Origin of the sequence: Microbacterium sp. NPDC059771 (assembly GCF_042732495.1) — a bacterium.
GTDB classification, from domain to species: domain Bacteria; phylum Actinomycetota; class Actinomycetes; order Actinomycetales; family Microbacteriaceae; genus Microbacterium; species Microbacterium sufflavum.
Window position 1 is genome coordinate 1625281 of the sequence record NZ_JBHWHK010000001.1, and the last position, 17457, is coordinate 1642737.

13 protein-coding genes are annotated in these 17457 nt (G+C 73.0%); 6 read left to right on the forward strand and 7 right to left on the reverse strand.

The genetic code is table 11. The features are described 5' to 3' along the window. Positions 1 to 78 precede the first annotated feature (78 nt). Positions 79 to 870, forward strand: a complete 792-nt coding sequence (locus tag ACFV3I_RS07745; protein WP_378822656.1) for a general stress protein — start codon at positions 79 to 81, stop codon at positions 868 to 870. A 16-nt stretch (positions 871 to 886) separates the two neighbouring features. Next, positions 887 to 1546 (forward strand): alpha/beta family hydrolase, encoded by a 660-nt coding sequence (locus tag ACFV3I_RS07750; RefSeq protein ID WP_378803559.1) that lies wholly within the window; start codon positions 887 to 889, stop codon positions 1544 to 1546. A gap of 260 nt (positions 1547 to 1806) precedes the next feature. On the opposite strand, the gene ACFV3I_RS07755 is transcribed toward ACFV3I_RS07750, so the two are convergent. From ACFV3I_RS07755 to ACFV3I_RS07765, 3 genes are read right to left on the reverse strand one after another with little or no spacing between them, the layout of a single operon-like run. Beyond that, on the reverse strand, positions 1807 to 2709 hold the full coding sequence (locus tag ACFV3I_RS07755; protein WP_378803560.1) for a phosphotransferase: 903 nt from the start codon (positions 2707 to 2709) through the stop codon (positions 1807 to 1809). A 7-nt stretch (positions 2710 to 2716) separates the two neighbouring features. Further along, positions 2717 to 4138, reverse strand: coding sequence for an aminopeptidase P family protein (locus ACFV3I_RS07760; RefSeq protein WP_378803561.1), 1422 nt, complete (start codon positions 4136 to 4138; stop codon positions 2717 to 2719). A 36-nt stretch (positions 4139 to 4174) separates the two neighbouring features. Next, positions 4175 to 5197: an endonuclease/exonuclease/phosphatase family protein gene (locus ACFV3I_RS07765; protein WP_378822657.1), complete on the reverse strand. Its 1023-nt coding sequence runs from the start codon at positions 5195 to 5197 to the stop codon at positions 4175 to 4177. Between the two features lie 98 nt (positions 5198 to 5295). Between ACFV3I_RS07765 and ACFV3I_RS07770 the strand changes: the two genes are divergently transcribed. After that, entirely contained in the window at positions 5296 to 6168 is an 873-nt protein-coding gene (locus ACFV3I_RS07770) for a PHP domain-containing protein (protein WP_378803562.1), read from the forward strand. A gap of 105 nt (positions 6169 to 6273) precedes the next feature. Here ACFV3I_RS07770 and ACFV3I_RS07775 read toward each other — a convergent pair whose 3' ends face one another. Beyond that, complete coding sequence (locus ACFV3I_RS07775) at positions 6274 to 7797, reverse strand: DEAD/DEAH box helicase (RefSeq protein ID WP_247638580.1); 1524 nt, start codon at positions 7795 to 7797, stop codon at positions 6274 to 6276. 195 nt (positions 7798 to 7992) lie between these two features. Here ACFV3I_RS07775 and ACFV3I_RS07780 point away from each other — a divergent pair, with 195 nt between their 5' ends. After that, entirely contained in the window at positions 7993 to 8706 is a 714-nt protein-coding gene (locus ACFV3I_RS07780) for a ferritin-like fold-containing protein (protein WP_136029975.1), read from the forward strand. Between the two features lie 18 nt (positions 8707 to 8724). On the opposite strand, the gene ACFV3I_RS07785 is transcribed toward ACFV3I_RS07780, so the two are convergent. Then, positions 8725 to 9012 carry a hypothetical protein gene (locus tag ACFV3I_RS07785; RefSeq protein WP_136029973.1) on the reverse strand — a complete coding sequence of 96 codons (288 nt, stop codon included), beginning with the start codon at positions 9010 to 9012 and terminating at the stop codon, positions 8725 to 8727. A gap of 6 nt (positions 9013 to 9018) precedes the next feature. Then, positions 9019 to 9243 (reverse strand): DUF3107 domain-containing protein, encoded by a 225-nt coding sequence (locus tag ACFV3I_RS07790; RefSeq protein ID WP_136029971.1) that lies wholly within the window; start codon positions 9241 to 9243, stop codon positions 9019 to 9021. Between the two features lie 151 nt (positions 9244 to 9394). On the opposite strand from ACFV3I_RS07790, the gene ACFV3I_RS07795 reads away from it, so the two are divergent. Next, on the forward strand, positions 9395 to 12607 hold the full coding sequence (locus ACFV3I_RS07795) for an ATP-dependent helicase (RefSeq protein ID WP_378822658.1): 3213 nt from the start codon (positions 9395 to 9397) through the stop codon (positions 12605 to 12607). Next, positions 12571 to 16095 carry a UvrD-helicase domain-containing protein gene (locus ACFV3I_RS07800; RefSeq protein ID WP_378822659.1) on the forward strand — a complete coding sequence of 1175 codons (3525 nt, stop codon included), beginning with the start codon at positions 12571 to 12573 and terminating at the stop codon, positions 16093 to 16095. The genes ACFV3I_RS07795 and ACFV3I_RS07800 overlap by 37 nt, the downstream gene beginning before the upstream one ends. On the opposite strand, the gene ACFV3I_RS07805 is transcribed toward ACFV3I_RS07800, so the two are convergent. Then, complete coding sequence (locus tag ACFV3I_RS07805) at positions 16041 to 17420, reverse strand: hypothetical protein (protein WP_378822660.1); 1380 nt, start codon at positions 17418 to 17420, stop codon at positions 16041 to 16043. The genes ACFV3I_RS07800 and ACFV3I_RS07805 overlap by 55 nt on opposite strands. Positions 17421 to 17457 lie beyond the last annotated feature (37 nt).

Sequence of the window (17457 nt, forward strand, 5' to 3'; positions counted from 1 at the left end):
GCGTATCCCGGGGGTCTCGCCCGCGGCGGCCGCACGCCATCCGCGGCGGCCGTGAGCACGGCATGGAAGAATGGCTTGATGAGCATGCTTAATCGCCCAGCGAACGGCACGGACACCGGCGAGATCGTCGCCTCGATGCGCGACTACGAGAGCGCGCAGAAGACGGTGTCGAAGCTGATCGCCGGAGAGGTGCCGGCGCGGGACATCGCGATCGTCGGGCAGAGCGTCCGCACGGTCGAGCGGGTGACGGGGCGCCTCGGCTATGCCGCCGCCGCCCGATCGGGCGCGATCAACGGCGTGCTGATCGGGCTCTTCCTGTCGGCCATCCTCGTGCTCGGCAACCCCGAGGTCCCCATCCAGCTGTTCGTGGGATTCGTCTTCATCGGTGTCGCGGTCGGCATGCTGCTGAGCCTCGTGACGTACGCGATCGTCCGCCGGCGCCGCGACTTCGCGAGCGTCACGCAGTTCGCCGCCGATCACTACGAGGTCACGGTGCAGGCGGCGTCGCTGGCCAAGGCCCGCCAGGTGCTCGGTGCCACGCGGGTCGCTCCGGTGCGCCCGCCCGTGAACCTGGACGAGCCGCCGCGCTATGGGGAGCGCATCACCCCGGGTGCCGGCACCCCCGCGCCCGCTCCCGCACCCCCGGCTGCTCCGGCTCCCGCGCCCGCTCCGCCGGCCCCCGAACCTGAGCCGGGCGCGGAACCCGCCCCCGCTCCGACCCCCGAGCCCGCACCGGCCCCGGAGCCCGCTCCCGCCCCCGAACCCGCTCCCGCCCCGGAGCCGGCTCCCGCCCCGGAGCCCGCTCCCGCCCCCGAGCCCGGGGTGCCGCCGCGGCCGGCCGATCCCGGCGCCGCTGGCACGATCCGCTGACGCGGCACGACGAGCGATGAGCACCCTCGACGTCGCGCTGCCCAACGGCACGGTCACGGTGTCGGTCGATCGGACGGACGCCGAGAGTGCCGACATCGTCCTGATCGCCCACGGCGCCGGCGCGGGCAAGGACCACCCGTTCCTCGTCGGCCTCGCCGGGGCACTCGACGGTCTCGGTCTCGCGACGGCACGGTTCTCCTTCCCCTACAGCCAGCAGGGGCGGAAGATGCCGGGTCCGGCTGCCCACGCCGTCGCCACCTGGCGCGCGATCGTCGAGGCCACCCGGGCCGCCCACCCCGGTCGACGCATCTGGGCCGCGGGCAAGTCGTACGGCGGGCGCATGGCGTCGCTCGCGGTCGCCGAGGGGCTCGCCGTCGACGGGCTCGTGTACCTCGGCTACCCCCTGCACCCGCCGGGGCGCCCGGACCGTCCGCGCACCGAGCACCTTCCGGCGATCGCCGTGCCGCAGCTGTTCATCGAGGGGACGAACGACCCGTTCATCCAGCCGCTGTCGCAGTTCGAGGAGGCGCTCGCCGCCTGCCAGGACGCCCGGGTCCACTGGATCGAGGGCGGCGGTCACTCCTTCGAGATCGCGGGACACAAGCGTCCCGCGGCCGATGTCGGGGCCGCGCTCGCCCCGGTGATCCGCGACTTCATCGTCGCCCGACGCCGCTGACGAGATTCCCCAGAACTTTTTCTCCGATTCGCGTAATGAATCGTGTGCGAGCCCGTCTCATCAGGTGGAGACGCCACACGAACTCCTCCGGGGGGCGGAGTTCGGGCGCCGGTGCGGGGGGTTCTGCGCCGGTCGGGTGGGCTCGGGAGCCTCGGGGGAGGAGTTCCCGGCCCGGCCCGCTTCCATTCAGGGGGACGGGCCGCCGATCTGGGGAGAACGGCGGCCCACCACCCCTCACTCCGCCAGACCGGAGGCAGCGGCTAGATCAGGCGGCGCAGGTCCGCGTCGGCGAGCAGCCGGCGCATCGTGGTGCGGCCGAGCGCGCTCATCGCCGGATTCGAGCGCTCGTAGTACCAGCCGAGGCCCGCGGCCTGCTGGAAGGCCCAGGCCGCGCCGCGCAACCAGGTCGTCGTGCCCACGTCGACCGCGTCCCGCAGCACCTCGCGCACCGGCGCGTCGAACAGGTGCCACGCGCACACCAGGTCGAGGGCGGGGTCGGCCGGACCGAAGTCGCCCCCGTCGAGCACACCGACCAGGCGGGCGCCGCCGTCCTCGGCGATCAACAGGTTGAACGGGGTGAGGTCGCGGTGGCTCATGACCACGTCCTCGGCGGACGGCAGCGACCGCAGCTCCGACCACAGGGCGGTGGCCGCGGCGACATCGAAGAGCGACCCGCTGCGCGCGAGGCACTCCGCGACCCACTCGTCGTGGTCGGCCAGCACTCCGCCGCGGCCCCGACCGTCGAACCCGCGCCCTGCGACGTCGACCGCGCGCAGCGCACGGATCAGCGCCCCGAGGTCACGCGCGAGGTCCGCGGCATCGGCGTGGGCCAGCGGGTCGGCCGGTCGTCCGGGCACCCACGTCTGCACCGACCACGCCGACGGGTAGTCGGTCGACGGCGGCACGACGCGCACGGGGACCGGGGTGGCGAACGGCGTGGCCTCGGCGAACTCGTGCAGGGCGGCCGCCTCCCTCCGCAGCTGCTGCTCGGTGGTGGGCAACAGCGGGAAGCGCGCCACGAGGTCGTCGCCGAGCCGCACGATGGTGTTGACCGTGCCCGCCGCGGGGACCCTGCGCAGCGGTCGACCGTGCAGGTCGGGTGCATCCCGGGCGAGCAGACGGTCGGCGAGGGTGTCGTCGACCGTCAGCTCACCGTCGTGCATCGCCGGGTCAGCCGCGGAGCCGGGCCATCCACGCCTCGACCTCGTCGGCCGTGCGCGGGATGTCGGCCGACAGGTTCACGGGGCCGTCCTCCGTCATCAGGATGTCGTCCTCGATCCGGACCCCGATGCCGCGCAGCTCGGCGGGCACCGTGAGGTCGTCGATCTGGAAGTACAGACCGGGCTCGATCGTGAAGACCATGCCCGGGGCGAGGATGCCGTCGTAGTACATCTCGCGGCGGGCCTGAGCGCAGTCGTGCACGTCGATACCCAGGTGGTGCGAGGTGCCGTGCACCATGTAGCGGCGGTGCTGACCGCCGGCGTCGGCGTCCAGCGCCTCCTCCGCCGTGACCGGCAGCAGACCCCACTCGGCGGTGCGCTCGGCGATCACGGCCATCGCAGCGGCGTGCACGTCGCGGAACCGCACGCCCACCCGGGCTGCCGCGAACGCGGCGTCGGCCGCCTCACGGACTGTCTCGTACACGCGCCGCTGCACGTCGGTGAAGGTGCCCGAGACCGGCAGGGTGCGCGTGATGTCCGCCGTGTACAGGCTGTCCGCCTCCACCCCCGCATCCACCAGGATCAGGTCTCCGGGAGCGACCACACCGTCGTTGCGCGTCCAGTGCAGGTAGCAGGCGTGCGGGCCGGACGCGGCGATCGTGTCGTAGCCCTCGCCGTTGCCGTCCTCGCGCGCGCGGCGGTGGAACACGCCCTCGACCACCCGTTCGCCGCGGGCGTGCGCGATCGCGGCGGGAAGCTCGCGGATGATGTCGTCGAAGCCGTTCGCGGTGATCTCCACCGCACGCCGCATCTCGGCGATCTCGAACTCGTCCTTGATGAGGCGCAGCTCGGAGACGACGCGGCTGAGGGTCTCGTCCTCGTCGAGGACGAGCTCTCCCTCGCTCGGGCGGAACTCGTGCAGGTGTGCCGTGGCGATCTGCAGGTCGGCGGCGACGCCGGCCAGCGAGGGGCGCGGGCCGATCCAGAACTCGCCGATCGTCGCGTCGGCGTAGAACTCGGTGGTGGTGCGGTCCGCGCGCTCGCGGAAGTAGAGGGTGACGTCGTGGCCGCCGTCGGTCGGCTCGAACACCAGGACGGAGTCGGGTTCGGCGTCCGACGCCCACCCCGTGAGGTGCGCGAACGCCGAGTGGGCGCGGAACACGTAGTCGGTGTCGTTGCTGCGCTGCTTGAGAGAGCCCGCCGGGATCACGAGGCGCTGCCCGGGGAAGGCGGCCGAGACGGCGGCGCGGCGCTTCGCCGCGAACGGTGCCTGCGCGCGCGGAGCCGGAACCGTCTCCGGACGCTCGGCCCATCCGGTCGAGATGGTGTCGAGGAAGCCCTGCGGGAAGGGCTGCTTGCGATTGGTCGAGCTGTTCTCGACGGGGGCTTCGACGGTCTCGTCAGCGATCGTGTCGCGTTCTCCGGTGCTCATCGCTCCAGTCTCTCACCCCGGGGCGCACGCGCAGGGTCAGCCGGCCGGTTCCAGCTGCACCACGAGCGCGCGGTGATCGCTGCCACCGGCGTCGTCCAGGACGACGGACCCCGTCGGGCGCCAGTTCGGAGAGGCCATCACGTGGTCGATGGGGGCCCCGGCCAGCGCGGGCAGGGAGCTGGGCCACGTGCCGGACAGACCGTTGCCCGTGCGAGAGGCGACGTCGCGGCAATAGCCCATGTCGCCCCCCTCCACGCCGAGCGACGCCATGTGGTCGACCGTGGCGTTGAAGTCACCCGCGAGGATGAAGTCGCCCGCCGGGCACTGGTCGGCGATCCACTGCAGGTCGCTCTGCCACTGCTGCATCTCCTCCATGCGCGGAGCGACCGCGTGCACGGCCACGATCGTCGGCCCGTCGCCGTCCACCGGCATCAGCACGACGCTCGGCACGGACCCGGTGTTGCTGCTGCCGTCCCTGGCGGACTCGATCACGGAGTACTCGCCCAGCTCGGGAGCGACCAGCACGGTCGTCTGCCACGACTGCGGGCCGTTCGGCACGTCGGGCCGGAACTGCACGTGGTGCACCCACATCGGGTGCCCCTGCTCCCGCAGCATCAACGCGATGCGCTCGCCGACCGCCTCGGTGGTCTCCGGCAGAGCGACGACCTCGGCACCCTGCTCCAGGATCCGTCGTGCGATCTCCTCCGCGGGAACGGCCTCGCCCGCCGTGTTCCAGGTCAGCACCCGCAGGCTGCTGTCGGTCGCGGCGGGGAGGGTGGCGCCGGTGAAGCCGCGCGTCGCGCCGATCACCCCGGTGGCCCCGGCACCCAGCAGCGCCACGATCAGGATCGACGCCGCGAACCCTCGGAGCGGCCGGGCCAGCAGCAGCAGGAGCGCCAGCACCGCGACGACGAGGAGCGCGCCGAGCACCAGGCCGCGGGCGGCGACCAGCTGCGCGAACGGGTAGGTCTGCTCGAGGCGGAAGAACTGCGGCCACACCACGATGGCCGTCGCGATCGCGAACAGCACGGTGAACAGGATCCCCAGGAGACGAAACATCCCCTCCAGCCTAGAAGCGACGCCTGTGAAAGCCCTGCCGCGACGCCGATCAGCGCGGCTGCGGATCCGCGGGTCCCGGCGCTCGCTACGCTCGGAGGATGCCCGCCGCGTCACACAGGTTCGCCGGTCCCGCCGACCTGCACCTGCACTCCAACCACTCCGACGGCACGGAGTCGCCCGCCGAGGTGATGCGGCAGGTGTACGCGCACGGTGTCCGCACGGCCGCACTGACCGATCACGACCGCACCACCGGCTGGACCGAGGCGGGCGACGCGGCGGTCGCCCTCGGCATGACGTTCCTGCCCGGAATGGAGCTCTCCGCCAAGCACGAGTGGCGCAGCGTGCACGTGCTGGGCTACCTCTTCGACCCGGACGACGCCGCGCTGAGCGCCGAGACGAACCGCATCCGCGACGACCGGATCGGACGGGCCGAGCGCATCGTGCGCAACATCGGTCGCGACTACGACCTGCAGTGGGACGACGTCGTCGCCCAGACCACGCTCGACGCCACGGTCGGCCGACCGCATATCGCCGACGCCCTCGTCGCGCGCGGCATCGTGCGGGATCGCACCGAAGCGTTCGACGGCATCCTGCACCCGCGCGAGGGCTACTACGAACCCCACTACGCCCCCGATCCGCTCACCGCCGTGCGGCTCATCACCGCCGCGGGCGGGGTGGCCGTCATCGCCCATCCCGTCACGGCCGGCCGCGACCGCATGATGCCCGTGGCGTACATCGAACGGCTGATCGACGCGGGGCTCGGCGGCTTCGAGGTGGACCACCGCGAGAACACCGCGCAGGGCAAGAGGATGCTGCGCGAGCTCGCGGCACGGCACGACCTCATCGTCACGGGGTCGAGCGACTACCACGGCAGCGGCAAGCCGAACCGCCCGGGGGAGAACACGACGGCCGAGGACATGGTGCAGCGCCTCATCGACCGGGCGTCGGGCTCCACACCGCGCTACCCCTGACGACGCGCTGCCGTCGAGTGGCCGTGGCGGCGGGACCCGTGAGGAACGACGAGGGGCGCCGCACGGATGACCGTGCGGCGCCCCTCGGACGATGATGCGGCCGGCTCAGGCGCCGGCGACGGGCGCGGCGCCGGCGGCACCGGAGCCCCCGCGACGACGACGGCGGCGGCGGGCGGGAGCCGGCTTGCCGTCGTGGTGCTCCTTGCCCGCACCGTCGTGCGTACCGGCGCCCTCGGCGCCGCGGTCAGCGGACGCAGCGGAGGAGCCTTCGGACGCGGTGCCGTCGGCGGCACCCTCGGCGAACGTCGAACCGACCTGGCTCGAGCCCGTGCGGCGGCGGCGACGACGACGCGTGCCCGCCTCGCCCGTGCCCTCGGCCGCGGCGTCGGCGGCGCGCTCCGGACGACGGGTGCGCTCGGTCTTGACCGGCTCCTTCTTCGGCGCGGAGACCAGACGGCCCTTGGTGCCCTCGGGGATGTCGAGGTCGGTGTACAGGTGCGGGCTCGACGAGTACGTCTCGATCGGCTCCGGCTGGCCGAACTCCAGCGCTCGGTTGATGAGGGCCCACTTGTGCAGGTCCTCCCAGTCGACGAACGTGACCGCGATACCCGTCTTGCCCGCCCGGCCCGTGCGACCCGCGCGGTGGAGGTACGTCTTCTCCTCATCGGGGATCGTGTGGTTGATCACGTGCGTGACGTCGTCCACGTCGATGCCGCGGGCGGCGACGTCGGTCGCGACCAGCACGTCCTTCTTGCCCGCCTTGAACGCCGCCATCGACCGCTCGCGCTGGTCCTGACCCATGTCGCCGTGCACGCCGCCCACGTTGAACCCGCGGTCGCTGAGTTCGTCGACGAGACGCTGAGCGGCCCGCTTGGTGCGGGTGAAGATGACGGTCTTGCCGCGGCCCTCGGCCTGCAGGATGCGGGCGATGACCTCGTCCTTGTCGAGCGAGTGCGCGCGGTAGACGAGGTGCTTGATGTTGGCCTGCGTGAGACCCTCGTCGGGGTCATTCGCGCGGATGTGGATCGGGTTGGTCATGAACCGGCGGGCCAGTGCCACGATCGGTCCGGGCATGGTCGCCGAGAACAGCTGGGTGTGGCGCACGGCCGGGACCTTCTGGAAGATCTTCTCGATGTCGGCGAGGAAGCCCAGATCGAGCATCTTGTCGGCCTCGTCGAGCACGACCTCGGTCGCGTTCGACAGGTCGAGCAGGCGCTGACCGGCCAGGTCGATCAGACGGCCGGGGGTGCCGACGACGATCTGCGCGCCCGCCTTGAGCTGGTCGATCTGACCCTCGTAGGCCTTGCCGCCGTAGATGGCGACGACGCTGGTCGAGCGGTTGCTGGTGAGCAGGTCGATGTCTTCGTACACCTGCACCGCGAGCTCGCGGGTGGGGACGACGATCAGCGCCTTGACGCCGTGCTCCGGGTCCTTCCCGAGCCGCTGCACGACGGGGATGCCGAAGCCGAAGGTCTTCCCGGTACCGGTCTTGGCCTGGCCGATGATGTCCTGGCCAGGCAGGCCGAGGGGGATGGTCTGCTCCTGGATCGGGAAGGCATCCACGATGCCCTTCGCGGCCAGTGCGTCGACGATGTCCTGATCGATGCCGAGATCGGCGAAAGTTGTCACTGTTTTCAGATTGCCTGTCCGGCGACCCGCGGGGATCGCCACGTAAACGGAGCCACGCCGTCTCTTGTGCCACAGGCGCGGGGCCCCGCTCCGACGGCGGGGACAGGGACAGCCTACCGGAGCCCCTCTCTCCGCCAGGAAGAAGCGCGGGCCCGAGTATTGTGAACGACGTGGTGGACTCGGGAGGACGGCCTCGTGGTTAAGTGGTTCTGGCAGCGCGACCGTGCGCCGCGGCGCGCCCTCGCACTGCGCAGTCGCGGCGAGCAGGGCGATGCGACCCGGGTCGATTTCGCCGAGCTGGCGCCCGAGCTTCCGCGCTTCCTCGGTCAGGCCGCCTACCTGCAGCTCGGCTACTTCGAGACGCTGACGCGACTCATCCGCGCGACACCCGAGCTGTCCGAGAAGGAGGCCCTGTCGCGCGCGGCGGGTGCCGCACTCACCAAGCACCGCGGCATCGTCGACCTGATCGCCGAGCGCGGAGACGACCCCACGCAGCTGATGCTCCCCTTCCGCGAACACCTCGACGCGTTCCGCCGCAAGACCATCGGCGCGCGCCCCCGGGAGACGCTCCTCGCCGTGTACATCACCGCGGGCATGCTCGACGACTTCTATCTCGCCCTCGCGTCCAGCTACGGAGAGCCGGGGCGGCGCGTCGCCGAGATCCTGCGCGAGGACGACGCCAGGCACGAGATCGTCGCGATCATCCAGGAGACGATCGAGAGCGACGAGGAGTGGCGGTCGCTGCTGTCGATGTGGGCGCGGCGCCTCGTGGGCGACACGATCCTCGTGTGCCGTGCCGCGCTGCGACCCGAACTGCTCGCCGTCGAGGAGGAGCGCATCGAGCCGGTCTACACCGAGCTCATGGGCGCGCATGCTCGACGCATGGACGCGATGGGCCTCGCCTCCTGAGCGGGCGGGCCCGCCGGGTCAGATCCCGAGCGCGGCCTTCGTCTCGGCGTCCGAGCGCCGGCGCAGGGCGGTGACCCCGACCGCGACCGCGGCCGAGACCACCACGGAGCCGAGGATGCTCGCGAGCCAGAGCCACGGGCTGTCCTCGCCGACGCCCGCCCACTGGAGCACGGTGTAGAGGAGCGCCGCGGTGGCGGTGGCGACGGCCGGAGCCAGGGCCACGCCCCGGAGCTCACGGCCGCCGACGACGTAGTGCACGGCGATGCCGAGCGCGCACGCCGCGATCAGGGCGAGGAGGATGTACATCGGCGGTCAGGCGACGAAGCCGACGCGGCGCGACTCCTCGGTGCCCAGCTCGATGAAGGCGAGGTTCGCGGTCGGCACGATGTAGGAGTTGCCCTTCACATCGGCGAAGCTCAGGTGGCTCGCGCTCTGCTCCAGCGCCGCGGAGACCTGGGTGCGGACCTCGTCCGCCGAGGCGGCGGTGTCGAAGCTCAGCTCGCGGCCGGTGTTGATGATGCCGATGCGGATTTCCACGCGTGCTCCTTGAAGTTCGTCGGACTCGCCAACTCTATCGCGCGGCACCGGGGCCGGATCGGCCGTCGCCGCCGGTTTCGCCAGCAGCGCACAGCGCGCCCGCGCGGGGCGGGCGACGCCCATGTCGGCCGCTCCCGTTAGCGTGGAGGACATGACTTCGGATGCCGCTCAACGTGCCGTGATCATGGCGCCGCCGACCGCGTCCGGCGTCATCATCGGTGCCCCGGGCACCGGCAAGACGACGGTGCTGGTCGACCGCATCGTGCGGCTCGTCGACGAGGAGGGGCTGCGGCCGGAAGAGGTGCTCGCGCTCACCCCGAGTCGACAGGCCGCGACGGCGCTGCGCGATCGCATCGGCGTGCGCGTGGGACAGGCGACCCCCGGCCCGCTCGCCCGCTCGCTCGGTTCGTTCGCCTTCCAGCTCGTCCGCGGGGCGATGGTGCGCGAGGGCGCCGAGCCGCCCGCGCTGCTGACGGGCGCCGACCAGGACCGCATCATCGCGGAGCTGCTCGCTGGAGACACGGAGGACGGCCGCATCGCCTGGCCCGAGTCGCTCAGCGCCTCCGTGCGGGCGTCGAGAGGATTCCGGTCGGAGCTGCGCGCGTTCCTGGCCGAGTGCACCGAGCTGGGCGTGCACCCCGAGGAACTGCGGTCGTCGGGCAACGAGGTGTGGGCGGCCGCTGCGGAGTTCCTGGTGGAGTACCGCACGGTGCTCGACGCCCTGCGGTCGGCCCACCGCGACGCGGCCGACCTGCTCAGCGAGGCGAGCGCGATCCTGCGCACGGCCGATGCCGCCACCCTCGGCCCGCTCGCGCCCGTGCGCGCGGTGCTGATCGACGATGCGCAGGAGCTCACGCGCGGGGGCATCGCGGTCGTCCGGGCCCTGCTCGACCGCGGGGTCGCGGTGCTGGCCTTCGGCGACCCCGACATCTCGTCCGGGGCGTTCCGTGGCGCGAGCCCCGAGCTCTTCTCGCAGCTGGCGGGGGCGCTCGGCGACGTGCACGTGCTCGACGGGGCGCACCGACAGCACGCCGCGCTCACCGCGCTCACCCGCACCGTGACGCAGGCGATCGGGGTGTCGGGGCGCGTGGAGCATCGGCGGGCGCCCGCGCCGCTCGCGGGGGAGGACGAGGCCGCCGTCGTGTCCACCTTCCTCGCGCCGTCGCCCTACGAGGAGTTCGACCGCATCGCGGGGGTGATGCGCGACTGGCACCTGAGCGACGGAGTGCCGTGGGATCGGATGGCGGTGATCGCCCACGACACCCGTCAGGTCACTGCCCTGGAGACCGAACTGGCGGCGCGGGAGATCCCCACGCGAGCCGCCGGGGTGCAGCGACCGCTCGGCAGCGAGGGGATCGTGCGCGACATCGTCGGGATCGTCCGTCTCGCGCTGACCCCCGACGAGGAGCGGACGGTACAGGCGTGGGAGGACGCACTGCGGACGCCGTTCGGGGGCATGGGTGCGATCGCCCTCCGCCGACTCAGGGCGCGGCTGCGGCATCTCGAACTCGCCGACGGGGGATCGACGCCCGCGCGCGAACTGCTGCGTCAGGCTCTGTCGCAGCCCGCGACCCTCACCCTCATCGACGCCCCCGAGTCGCGCACGGCGGAGCGCTTCGCGGAGACGGTCGAGGCGGTCGCCAGGGCCGCCGCGGAGGGCGAGACCATCCACGATCTGCTGTGGCGCGTGTGGGAGCAGGCCAGGGCGGTGGACGGTCGCCGGCTGTCGGTGGCGTGGCGGGAGATCTCGCTGCTGCCGACCGGGGCGGAGACCGCGCGCTCGCTCGACGCGCTGGTGGCCCTGTTCGACGCGGCCAAGCGGTTCGTGGAGCGCACGCCGAACGAGAAGCCCGAAGTGTTCGTGCGCGACATCCTCGACAGCGAGGTCCCGGAGGACACGCTGTCGACGCCGGAGCGTCCCGGCACGGTCACCCTGCTCACCCCCGCGACCGCATTGGGCACGGAGTTCGACGCGGTCGTTGTCGCCGGGGTGCAGGACGGCGTCTGGCCCAACGTACGGCTGCGCGGCGGGCTCCTGCAGACGTGGCGGCTGCCCGGGGCGCTCGCCGCCGCCCGCACCGGTGTGCCCGACGAGCCGCCCGGTGTGCTCGACCGCCGACGGGCGGCCCTGCACGACGAGCTCCGTCTGTTCGTGCGGGCGATCTCGCGCGCCCGCGGCCGACTGCTGATCACGGCGGTCGACGACGACGACCTCACCCCCAGCCCGTTCTTCGGCTTCCTTCCGCCCCCGGAGCCCCCGGAAAGGCATGCGTCCGCGGAGCACCCGCTCACCCTGCGGGGCCTGGTCGCGCGCCACCGGCGCACGCTCACCACGGTGACGGCCGAGCCGCTGCGGCGCGAAGCCGCAGCGCAATTGGCGGTGCTGGCGCGGGAGGGCGTGCCGGGAGCCGACCCGGCCGAGTGGTACGGCGTGCGGCCGGCATCCACGCGGGCTCCGCTGCGCGACCTCGCGACCTCGGGTGCCCGCGTGTCGCCGTCGGCGGTCGAGTCGTTCGAGGAGTGCGGCCTGAACTGGGTGGTCTCGGCCCTCGGCGGCGACACCGTCATGCCCCCGACGGCGGGAATCGGCACGATCGTGCACGAGGCCATGGAGCGCGTGCCCGACGGCGACCTCGAGCGCATGCGGGCGATCGTCGCCGAGCACTGGCCGGAACTCGACTTCGAGACGGAGTGGATCGGACGCAAGGAGCGTCGTCGTGCCGACCTCTTCGTCGACCGGCTGCACACGTATCTCGGCGATGTCGCGCGCGACGGAGGCCGGGTGCTCGGCAGCGAGGTCGAGTTCCGGTTCGCGGTCGATGCCCGGGAGGGCGCGGAGGAGCCGACCGTGCATCCGGTCGACGAGGAGCGGGCACACCGGGCGATCGTGCACGGGTACATCGATCGGGTGGAGTCGTATCCCACCGGTGCGGGTGACCACCCGCACGCGCGAGGACGGGGATGGGAGCGCATGACCGGCGACGCCGAGGGCACGACCGTGGTCGTCGACCTCAAGACGGGCAAGACCGACCCGGAGACCGACGGTGCGGTGCGGGAGCATGCGCAGCTCGCGGCGTACCAGATCGCCGTGCAACAGGGGCTGGTGCCGGGTGCGACCCCGGGGTCGCTCGGCGGCGCGCGACTCGTGATCGTCTCCAAGACCCTGGCGAAGAGCGACTACCGCATCGCCCATCAGCACGCGCTCGACGGCGATGCGCGGCGGCAGTTCCTGCAGCGCGTGGCGGAGGTGGCGCGGGGCATGTCGGCCGCGGGGTTCACGGCCCAGGTCGAGTCGCACTGCGCCGACACGCAGCGCCGCGTGCACCCGTGCCGCATCCACACGGTCCCGGCGGTGAGCTCGTGACCGTGGCGGCGTCCGAGGTGGTGCTCTCGGCGACCGACATCGCCGCGGCGCTCGGCCTGCCCACGCCGACTCCCGCCCAGCAGGAGGTGATCGAGGCCCCGCTCGAGCCGGCGCTCGTGGTGGCCGGGGCCGGCAGCGGCAAGACCGAGACGATGTCGGCGCGCGTGGTGTGGCTCGTGGCGACGGGTCGCGCGCGGCGCGACGAGATCCTCGGGCTGACCTTCACCCGCAAGGCCGCCGGCGAGCTGGCGGAGCGGATCGGTGCGCGTCTCGCGGTCGTCGACGAGTACGGCCGACGGGGACTGCTGCCGCACCTGCCCGCGATCGTCCGCAGCGACGCCCTCGACCGGGTGGCGGAGGCGGCGTCGGGACGGCAGCGCGACCTGGTGCGCGCCACGGTCCTCGACGACCTCGCCCGTCGGTTCGACACGGGTTGGGACCCGGCAGCGCCGCGGACGGCGGAAGACCTGATGATCCGACCGCGCGTGTCGACGTACAACGCGTTCGCGGACGGGATCGTGCGCGAGCATGCCGCCCGGATCGGCCGTGATCCCGATGTCGCCATGCTCAGCCAGGCGGCGTCCTGGATGCTGGCGCGGGAGGTGGTGCTCCGCAGCGACCTGCCGCAGCTGGAGGAGATCGACTACGCGCTCGGCACGGTCATCGACGCGGTGCAGCGCCTGGCCGGTGACGCGCTGGACCACCGGGTCGACCTCGCGCTGGCCGAGCGCATCGCGGTGGAGCAGGCGCGCGCGTTCGAGCCGTACCGGAGCAACGCGGACGTCGAGAAGGCGGCGATCAACCTGCTGAGCCTGCCCACGCTCACCGCCCTGGTGCGCGAGTACATCGCGGAGAAGCAGCGCCGGGGGGTGCTGGACTTCGCGGATCAGGTCGGCGGCGCCTACGACATCGTGGAGTCGGCCCCTGATGTGCGGGCCGAACTGCGCGAGCAGCACCGCGTCGTGCTCCTCGACGAGTACCAGGACACCTCGGTCATCCAGACCCGCTTCCTCGCCGAGCTGTTCCGCGATACGGCCGTCATGGCGGTGGGCGACCCGCATCAGTCGATCTACGGCTGGCGTGGAGCCAGCGCCGACAACCTCTACGCGTTCTCCCGGTCGTTCGCGAGCGCGGGGGCGGTGCGCACGTACAGCCTGATGACGAGCTGGCGCAACGATCGGGGCATCCTCGACATCGCGAACCGGGTGCTGGAGCCGCTGCAGCGCCCCGGACTGGACGTGCCGCCGCTGGAGGCGCGTCCCGGGGCGGGTGACGGCGGCGTGGAGGTGCGCTTCCCGCTCACGGTCGATGAGGAGGCGGCGGCGGTGGCGGACTGGTTCGTGCAGCGCCGCGCCGCACACGACGCGGGGGAGGGGGCACGGGCCGGATCCCCGCACACGGGCGCGATCCTGTTCCGCTCGAAGCGTCACATGCAGACGTTCGCAGGGGCGCTGGCGGCCCGAGGGGTGCCGCACCGCATTCTCGGGCTGGGCGGCCTGCTCGCCACGCCGGAGGTGGTCGACGTGGTGTCCACGCTGCGGGTCGTGCACGATCCCACTGCCGGTTCGGCCCTCATCCGGCTGCTGACCGGACCGCGTTTCGGCGTGGGAGTCGCCGACATGGCGGCGCTGTACGACCTCGGCCGCACGCTGGCCGAGCGCGACACGACGATGCTCCCGCTCCCGGACGAGGTGCGGGTGCGGCTGCGTTCGTCGCGCGGAGCGGACGAGGCCGTGTCGATCGTGGACGCGGTCGACGTGGTGCGCGCGGTGCGAGACGACTACCGCCTGCTCGAGGCCATCACCCCGGAGGGCAGGGCGCGGATCCGCGCCGCGGGGGAGATGCTGGAGCGGTTGCGCCGCGCGTCGTCGCAACCGATCCCCGAGCTGATCCGTCTGATCGAACTGGAGCTCCGCCTCGACATCGAGCTCGCCGCGAACGAGACCCGCGGACCGGCGCGGATCGCGGCGACGCAGTTGCGAGCCTTCGCCGACGAGGTACGTGCGTTCCTCGCCGCCGACGACCGCGGCACGATCGGCAGCCTCCTCGCGTGGCTCGACAAGGCGGAGAGCACGGACGAACTGATGCCGCGTCCCGAGCCGCCGGAGCCGGGCGTGGTGCAGCTGCTCACGATCCACGGCTCCAAGGGGCTCGAATGGGATGCGGTGGCGGTGGTGCGACTCGTGGTGGACGAACTGCCCGGTCGCATCGCCGACACGTCGGGCTGGTTCGGGTTCGGCGTGGTGCCGTTCGAGCTGCGCGGCGACCGTGACGCGCTGCCGAGGTTCACGTGGGACCCGGAGGACGCGGTGGGTGCCGAGACCGATCCGGTCAAGCGGCAGAAGCTCGCGCAGGCCTCGCTGTCGGGCGGCGCCACCCAGGCGAACCCTCAGGGCGGCGCACTCAAGCGCTTCAAGGACGCCTACCGCGAGTACCAGCGCCAGGAGGAGCGGCGCCTGGCGTATGTCGCGATCACCCGCGCCCGGAGCGACCTGCTGCTGACCGGGGCGCACTGGGCGGGGCAGAAGGCGCCGCGCACTCCGAGCCCGTATCTGCTGGAGGCGATCGAGGTGCGGGGCCTCGCGCCGATCGATGGCGTGGACCCCGACGAGAACCCGTACGACGGTCCGGGTGCGACCCTGCACTGGCCGCTCGACCCGCTCGGCGCACGGCGACCCGTGGTGATGCCTGCCGCGGCGGCGGTCGAGGAGGAGCTGCGATCGGGCACCGCGACCCCCACGCCCGAGCTGCAGCGAATGCTGGCGGAGCGCGAGGCCCGCCAGCGGGGCACTGCGGCGGACGCTCCGACCCGTGTCCCTGCGTCGCGCTTCAAGGACTACGTCACCGACTACGCGGGAACGCTCGCGTCGATCGTGCGCCCCATGCCGGAGCGTCCCTATCGGCAGACGCGCCTGGGCACGCTGTTCCACGCCTGGGTCGAGCAGCGCTCCGAACTGGTGGGGGTCGGCTCCCGCGTCGATGAGGCGCTGTGGGAGCAGGACGAGGACGAGCCGTTCGCCGACGCCGTGTTCGACGGCGCCGGCCCCGGCGCGGTGGCCGACGCCGCCGACCTCGCGGTGCTGCAGCGCACGTTCGAGCAAAGCGAGTGGGGGTCGTTGCAGCCCCTGGCGGTCGAGATCGAGATCGACTTCGCGCTCGGTGCGGGCGGGGAAGGGTACGAGGACGAGCGCGGACACATCGTGATCTGCAAACTCGATGCCGTGTACCGCCGCGCGGACCGTGGGGGCCGCCTCGAGATCGTCGACTGGAAGACCGGTCGCGCGCCCCGGACGGCCGAGGAGCGGGAGGAGCGGATGCTGCAGCTCGCGCTGTACCGCCTCGCGTACCACCGGCGCTTCGGGGTGCCGCTCGACGAGATCGACGTGGCGCTGTACTACGTCGCAGACGACCTCGTGATCCGCGGGGACCGGGTCTATTCGGAGGAGGAGCTCTTCCAGCGCTGGAGTGCCGCGCGCGCCGCCCGCTGAGCCTCTTCGGAGTCGTCCCCGTCGTCCGCGCCTCCGTCGTGGCCGCCCGGGGTGGGCGCCGCGTCGGCGTCACGCGAGCCGTGCGTCCCCGCGAACCCGGAGCGCACGCCGGAGAGGTCCTCGGTGTCGAGCTCGACGGCGCTGAAGCGCGGGGCGTCGCCCGCCGGAGCCTCGGCGTCGCTCCGCGTCGCACGGCTCCACGGCCTGGGCGCGTCCGCTTCTGCCGGAGTGGAGCCGGGCTCCGCGTCGTCCCGCGCCTCGGCGTCCGCGACCCACAGGTCGTCGGGGTTGTAGGCGTCGGTCTGCATGGACGTGTCGACCTCGGGCGCGCGGGCGACCGGGACCCGGTCGAGTGCCTCCATCGCGGAGTCCACGCCGCTGCGGCGCTCGGCGGTCGCGATCCCGCGGTCGTTCAGGCCCTCCGCGAGAGCGGTGAGCAGTGCGGCGGCGTCGTCGACGATGTCGGGGCGGTGCAGCGCGTCGCCGTGAACCAGCCAGCGCGCGAACTCGAGCTCGGCGAGCAGCCGGGCACGGGCGTCGAGCCCGGCGTCGGGGCCACGGTCGACGGTGCGGGCATAGGCGGCCTGCACATCGGTGGCGGCATCCGGCGCGGCCGACAGCCAGGAGAGGTCGACCGCGGGGTCGCCCACCGCGAGCCCGTGCCAGCCCACGAGCCCGGTGACCCGGGGGCCCTCGTGCGGGTCGTCGTCGAACAGGAAGGAGGTCGCCTGCACCCCGCCGAGGACGACGGTGGACTCGAAGCGCCACAGCTCGTCGTCCGCGATCGCGTCGCGCCAGCGCACGGTGAGCCGCGCGGGGACGCGGCCGGTGGCGGCGGCGGTGTCGACGAGTCGTTCGAGCTCGGCGCGGCTCTCGTCGGCGCTGCGCGTGGGGAGCCCCGCGCCGCGGACGACGGAGGTGGGCATGCCGTGCACGGCGGCGATCGCGGCACCCATCGACTCGGCGGCACCGCGGCCGGCGGGCACCATCGGCGCCTCGATCTGGAAGCCGGGCAGCAGCTCGGTCACCAGTGCGCGTCCGTCGCCCAGGCGCGTCTCGCCCACGTATGCCGGGGCGCGGAAGGGCAGCATGGCGCGGGCGCCGTCGGTGAGCGCGCGCAAGGCGATGGCCTCGGCCGCGAGCTCGCGCGCCGCATCGTCGTCGTCGGCCACGCGGATCGCCAGTTCCCTGCCGTCGGCGAGAGAGGCGACGGCGGAGTCGAAGCGGCCGTCGCCGTCGGCGGTGAGCGCTCGGGTGCCCGTGACCTCAGCGCCGGGAAGTGCGGCCGTCACCGCCGCGGCTAGAGTGAATGGAGAGCGTCCCATGCCCCCAGGGTAGGTGGGCTCAGGGGCGGTCCCGCCT

Coding starts and splice junctions, on each gene's coding strand:
- ACFV3I_RS07760 (WP_378803561.1), bottom strand. CDS start 4,138: ATGAGCACCGGAGAACGCGACACGATCGCTGACGAGACCGTCGAAGCC.
- ACFV3I_RS07785 (WP_136029973.1), bottom strand. CDS start 9,012: ATGTACATCCTCCTCGCCCTGATCGCGGCGTGCGCGCTCGGCATCGCC.
- ACFV3I_RS07770 (WP_378803562.1), top strand. CDS start 5,296: ATGCCCGCCGCGTCACACAGGTTCGCCGGTCCCGCCGACCTGCACCTG.
- ACFV3I_RS07805 (WP_378822660.1), bottom strand. CDS start 17,420: ATGGGACGCTCTCCATTCACTCTAGCCGCGGCGGTGACGGCCGCACTT.
- ACFV3I_RS07750 (WP_378803559.1), top strand. CDS start 887: ATGAGCACCCTCGACGTCGCGCTGCCCAACGGCACGGTCACGGTGTCG.
- ACFV3I_RS07755 (WP_378803560.1), bottom strand. CDS start 2,709: ATGCACGACGGTGAGCTGACGGTCGACGACACCCTCGCCGACCGTCTG.
- ACFV3I_RS07765 (WP_378822657.1), bottom strand. CDS start 5,197: ATGTTTCGTCTCCTGGGGATCCTGTTCACCGTGCTGTTCGCGATCGCG.
- ACFV3I_RS07745 (WP_378822656.1), top strand. CDS start 79: ATGAGCATGCTTAATCGCCCAGCGAACGGCACGGACACCGGCGAGATC.
- ACFV3I_RS07795 (WP_378822658.1), top strand. CDS start 9,395: ATGACTTCGGATGCCGCTCAACGTGCCGTGATCATGGCGCCGCCGACC.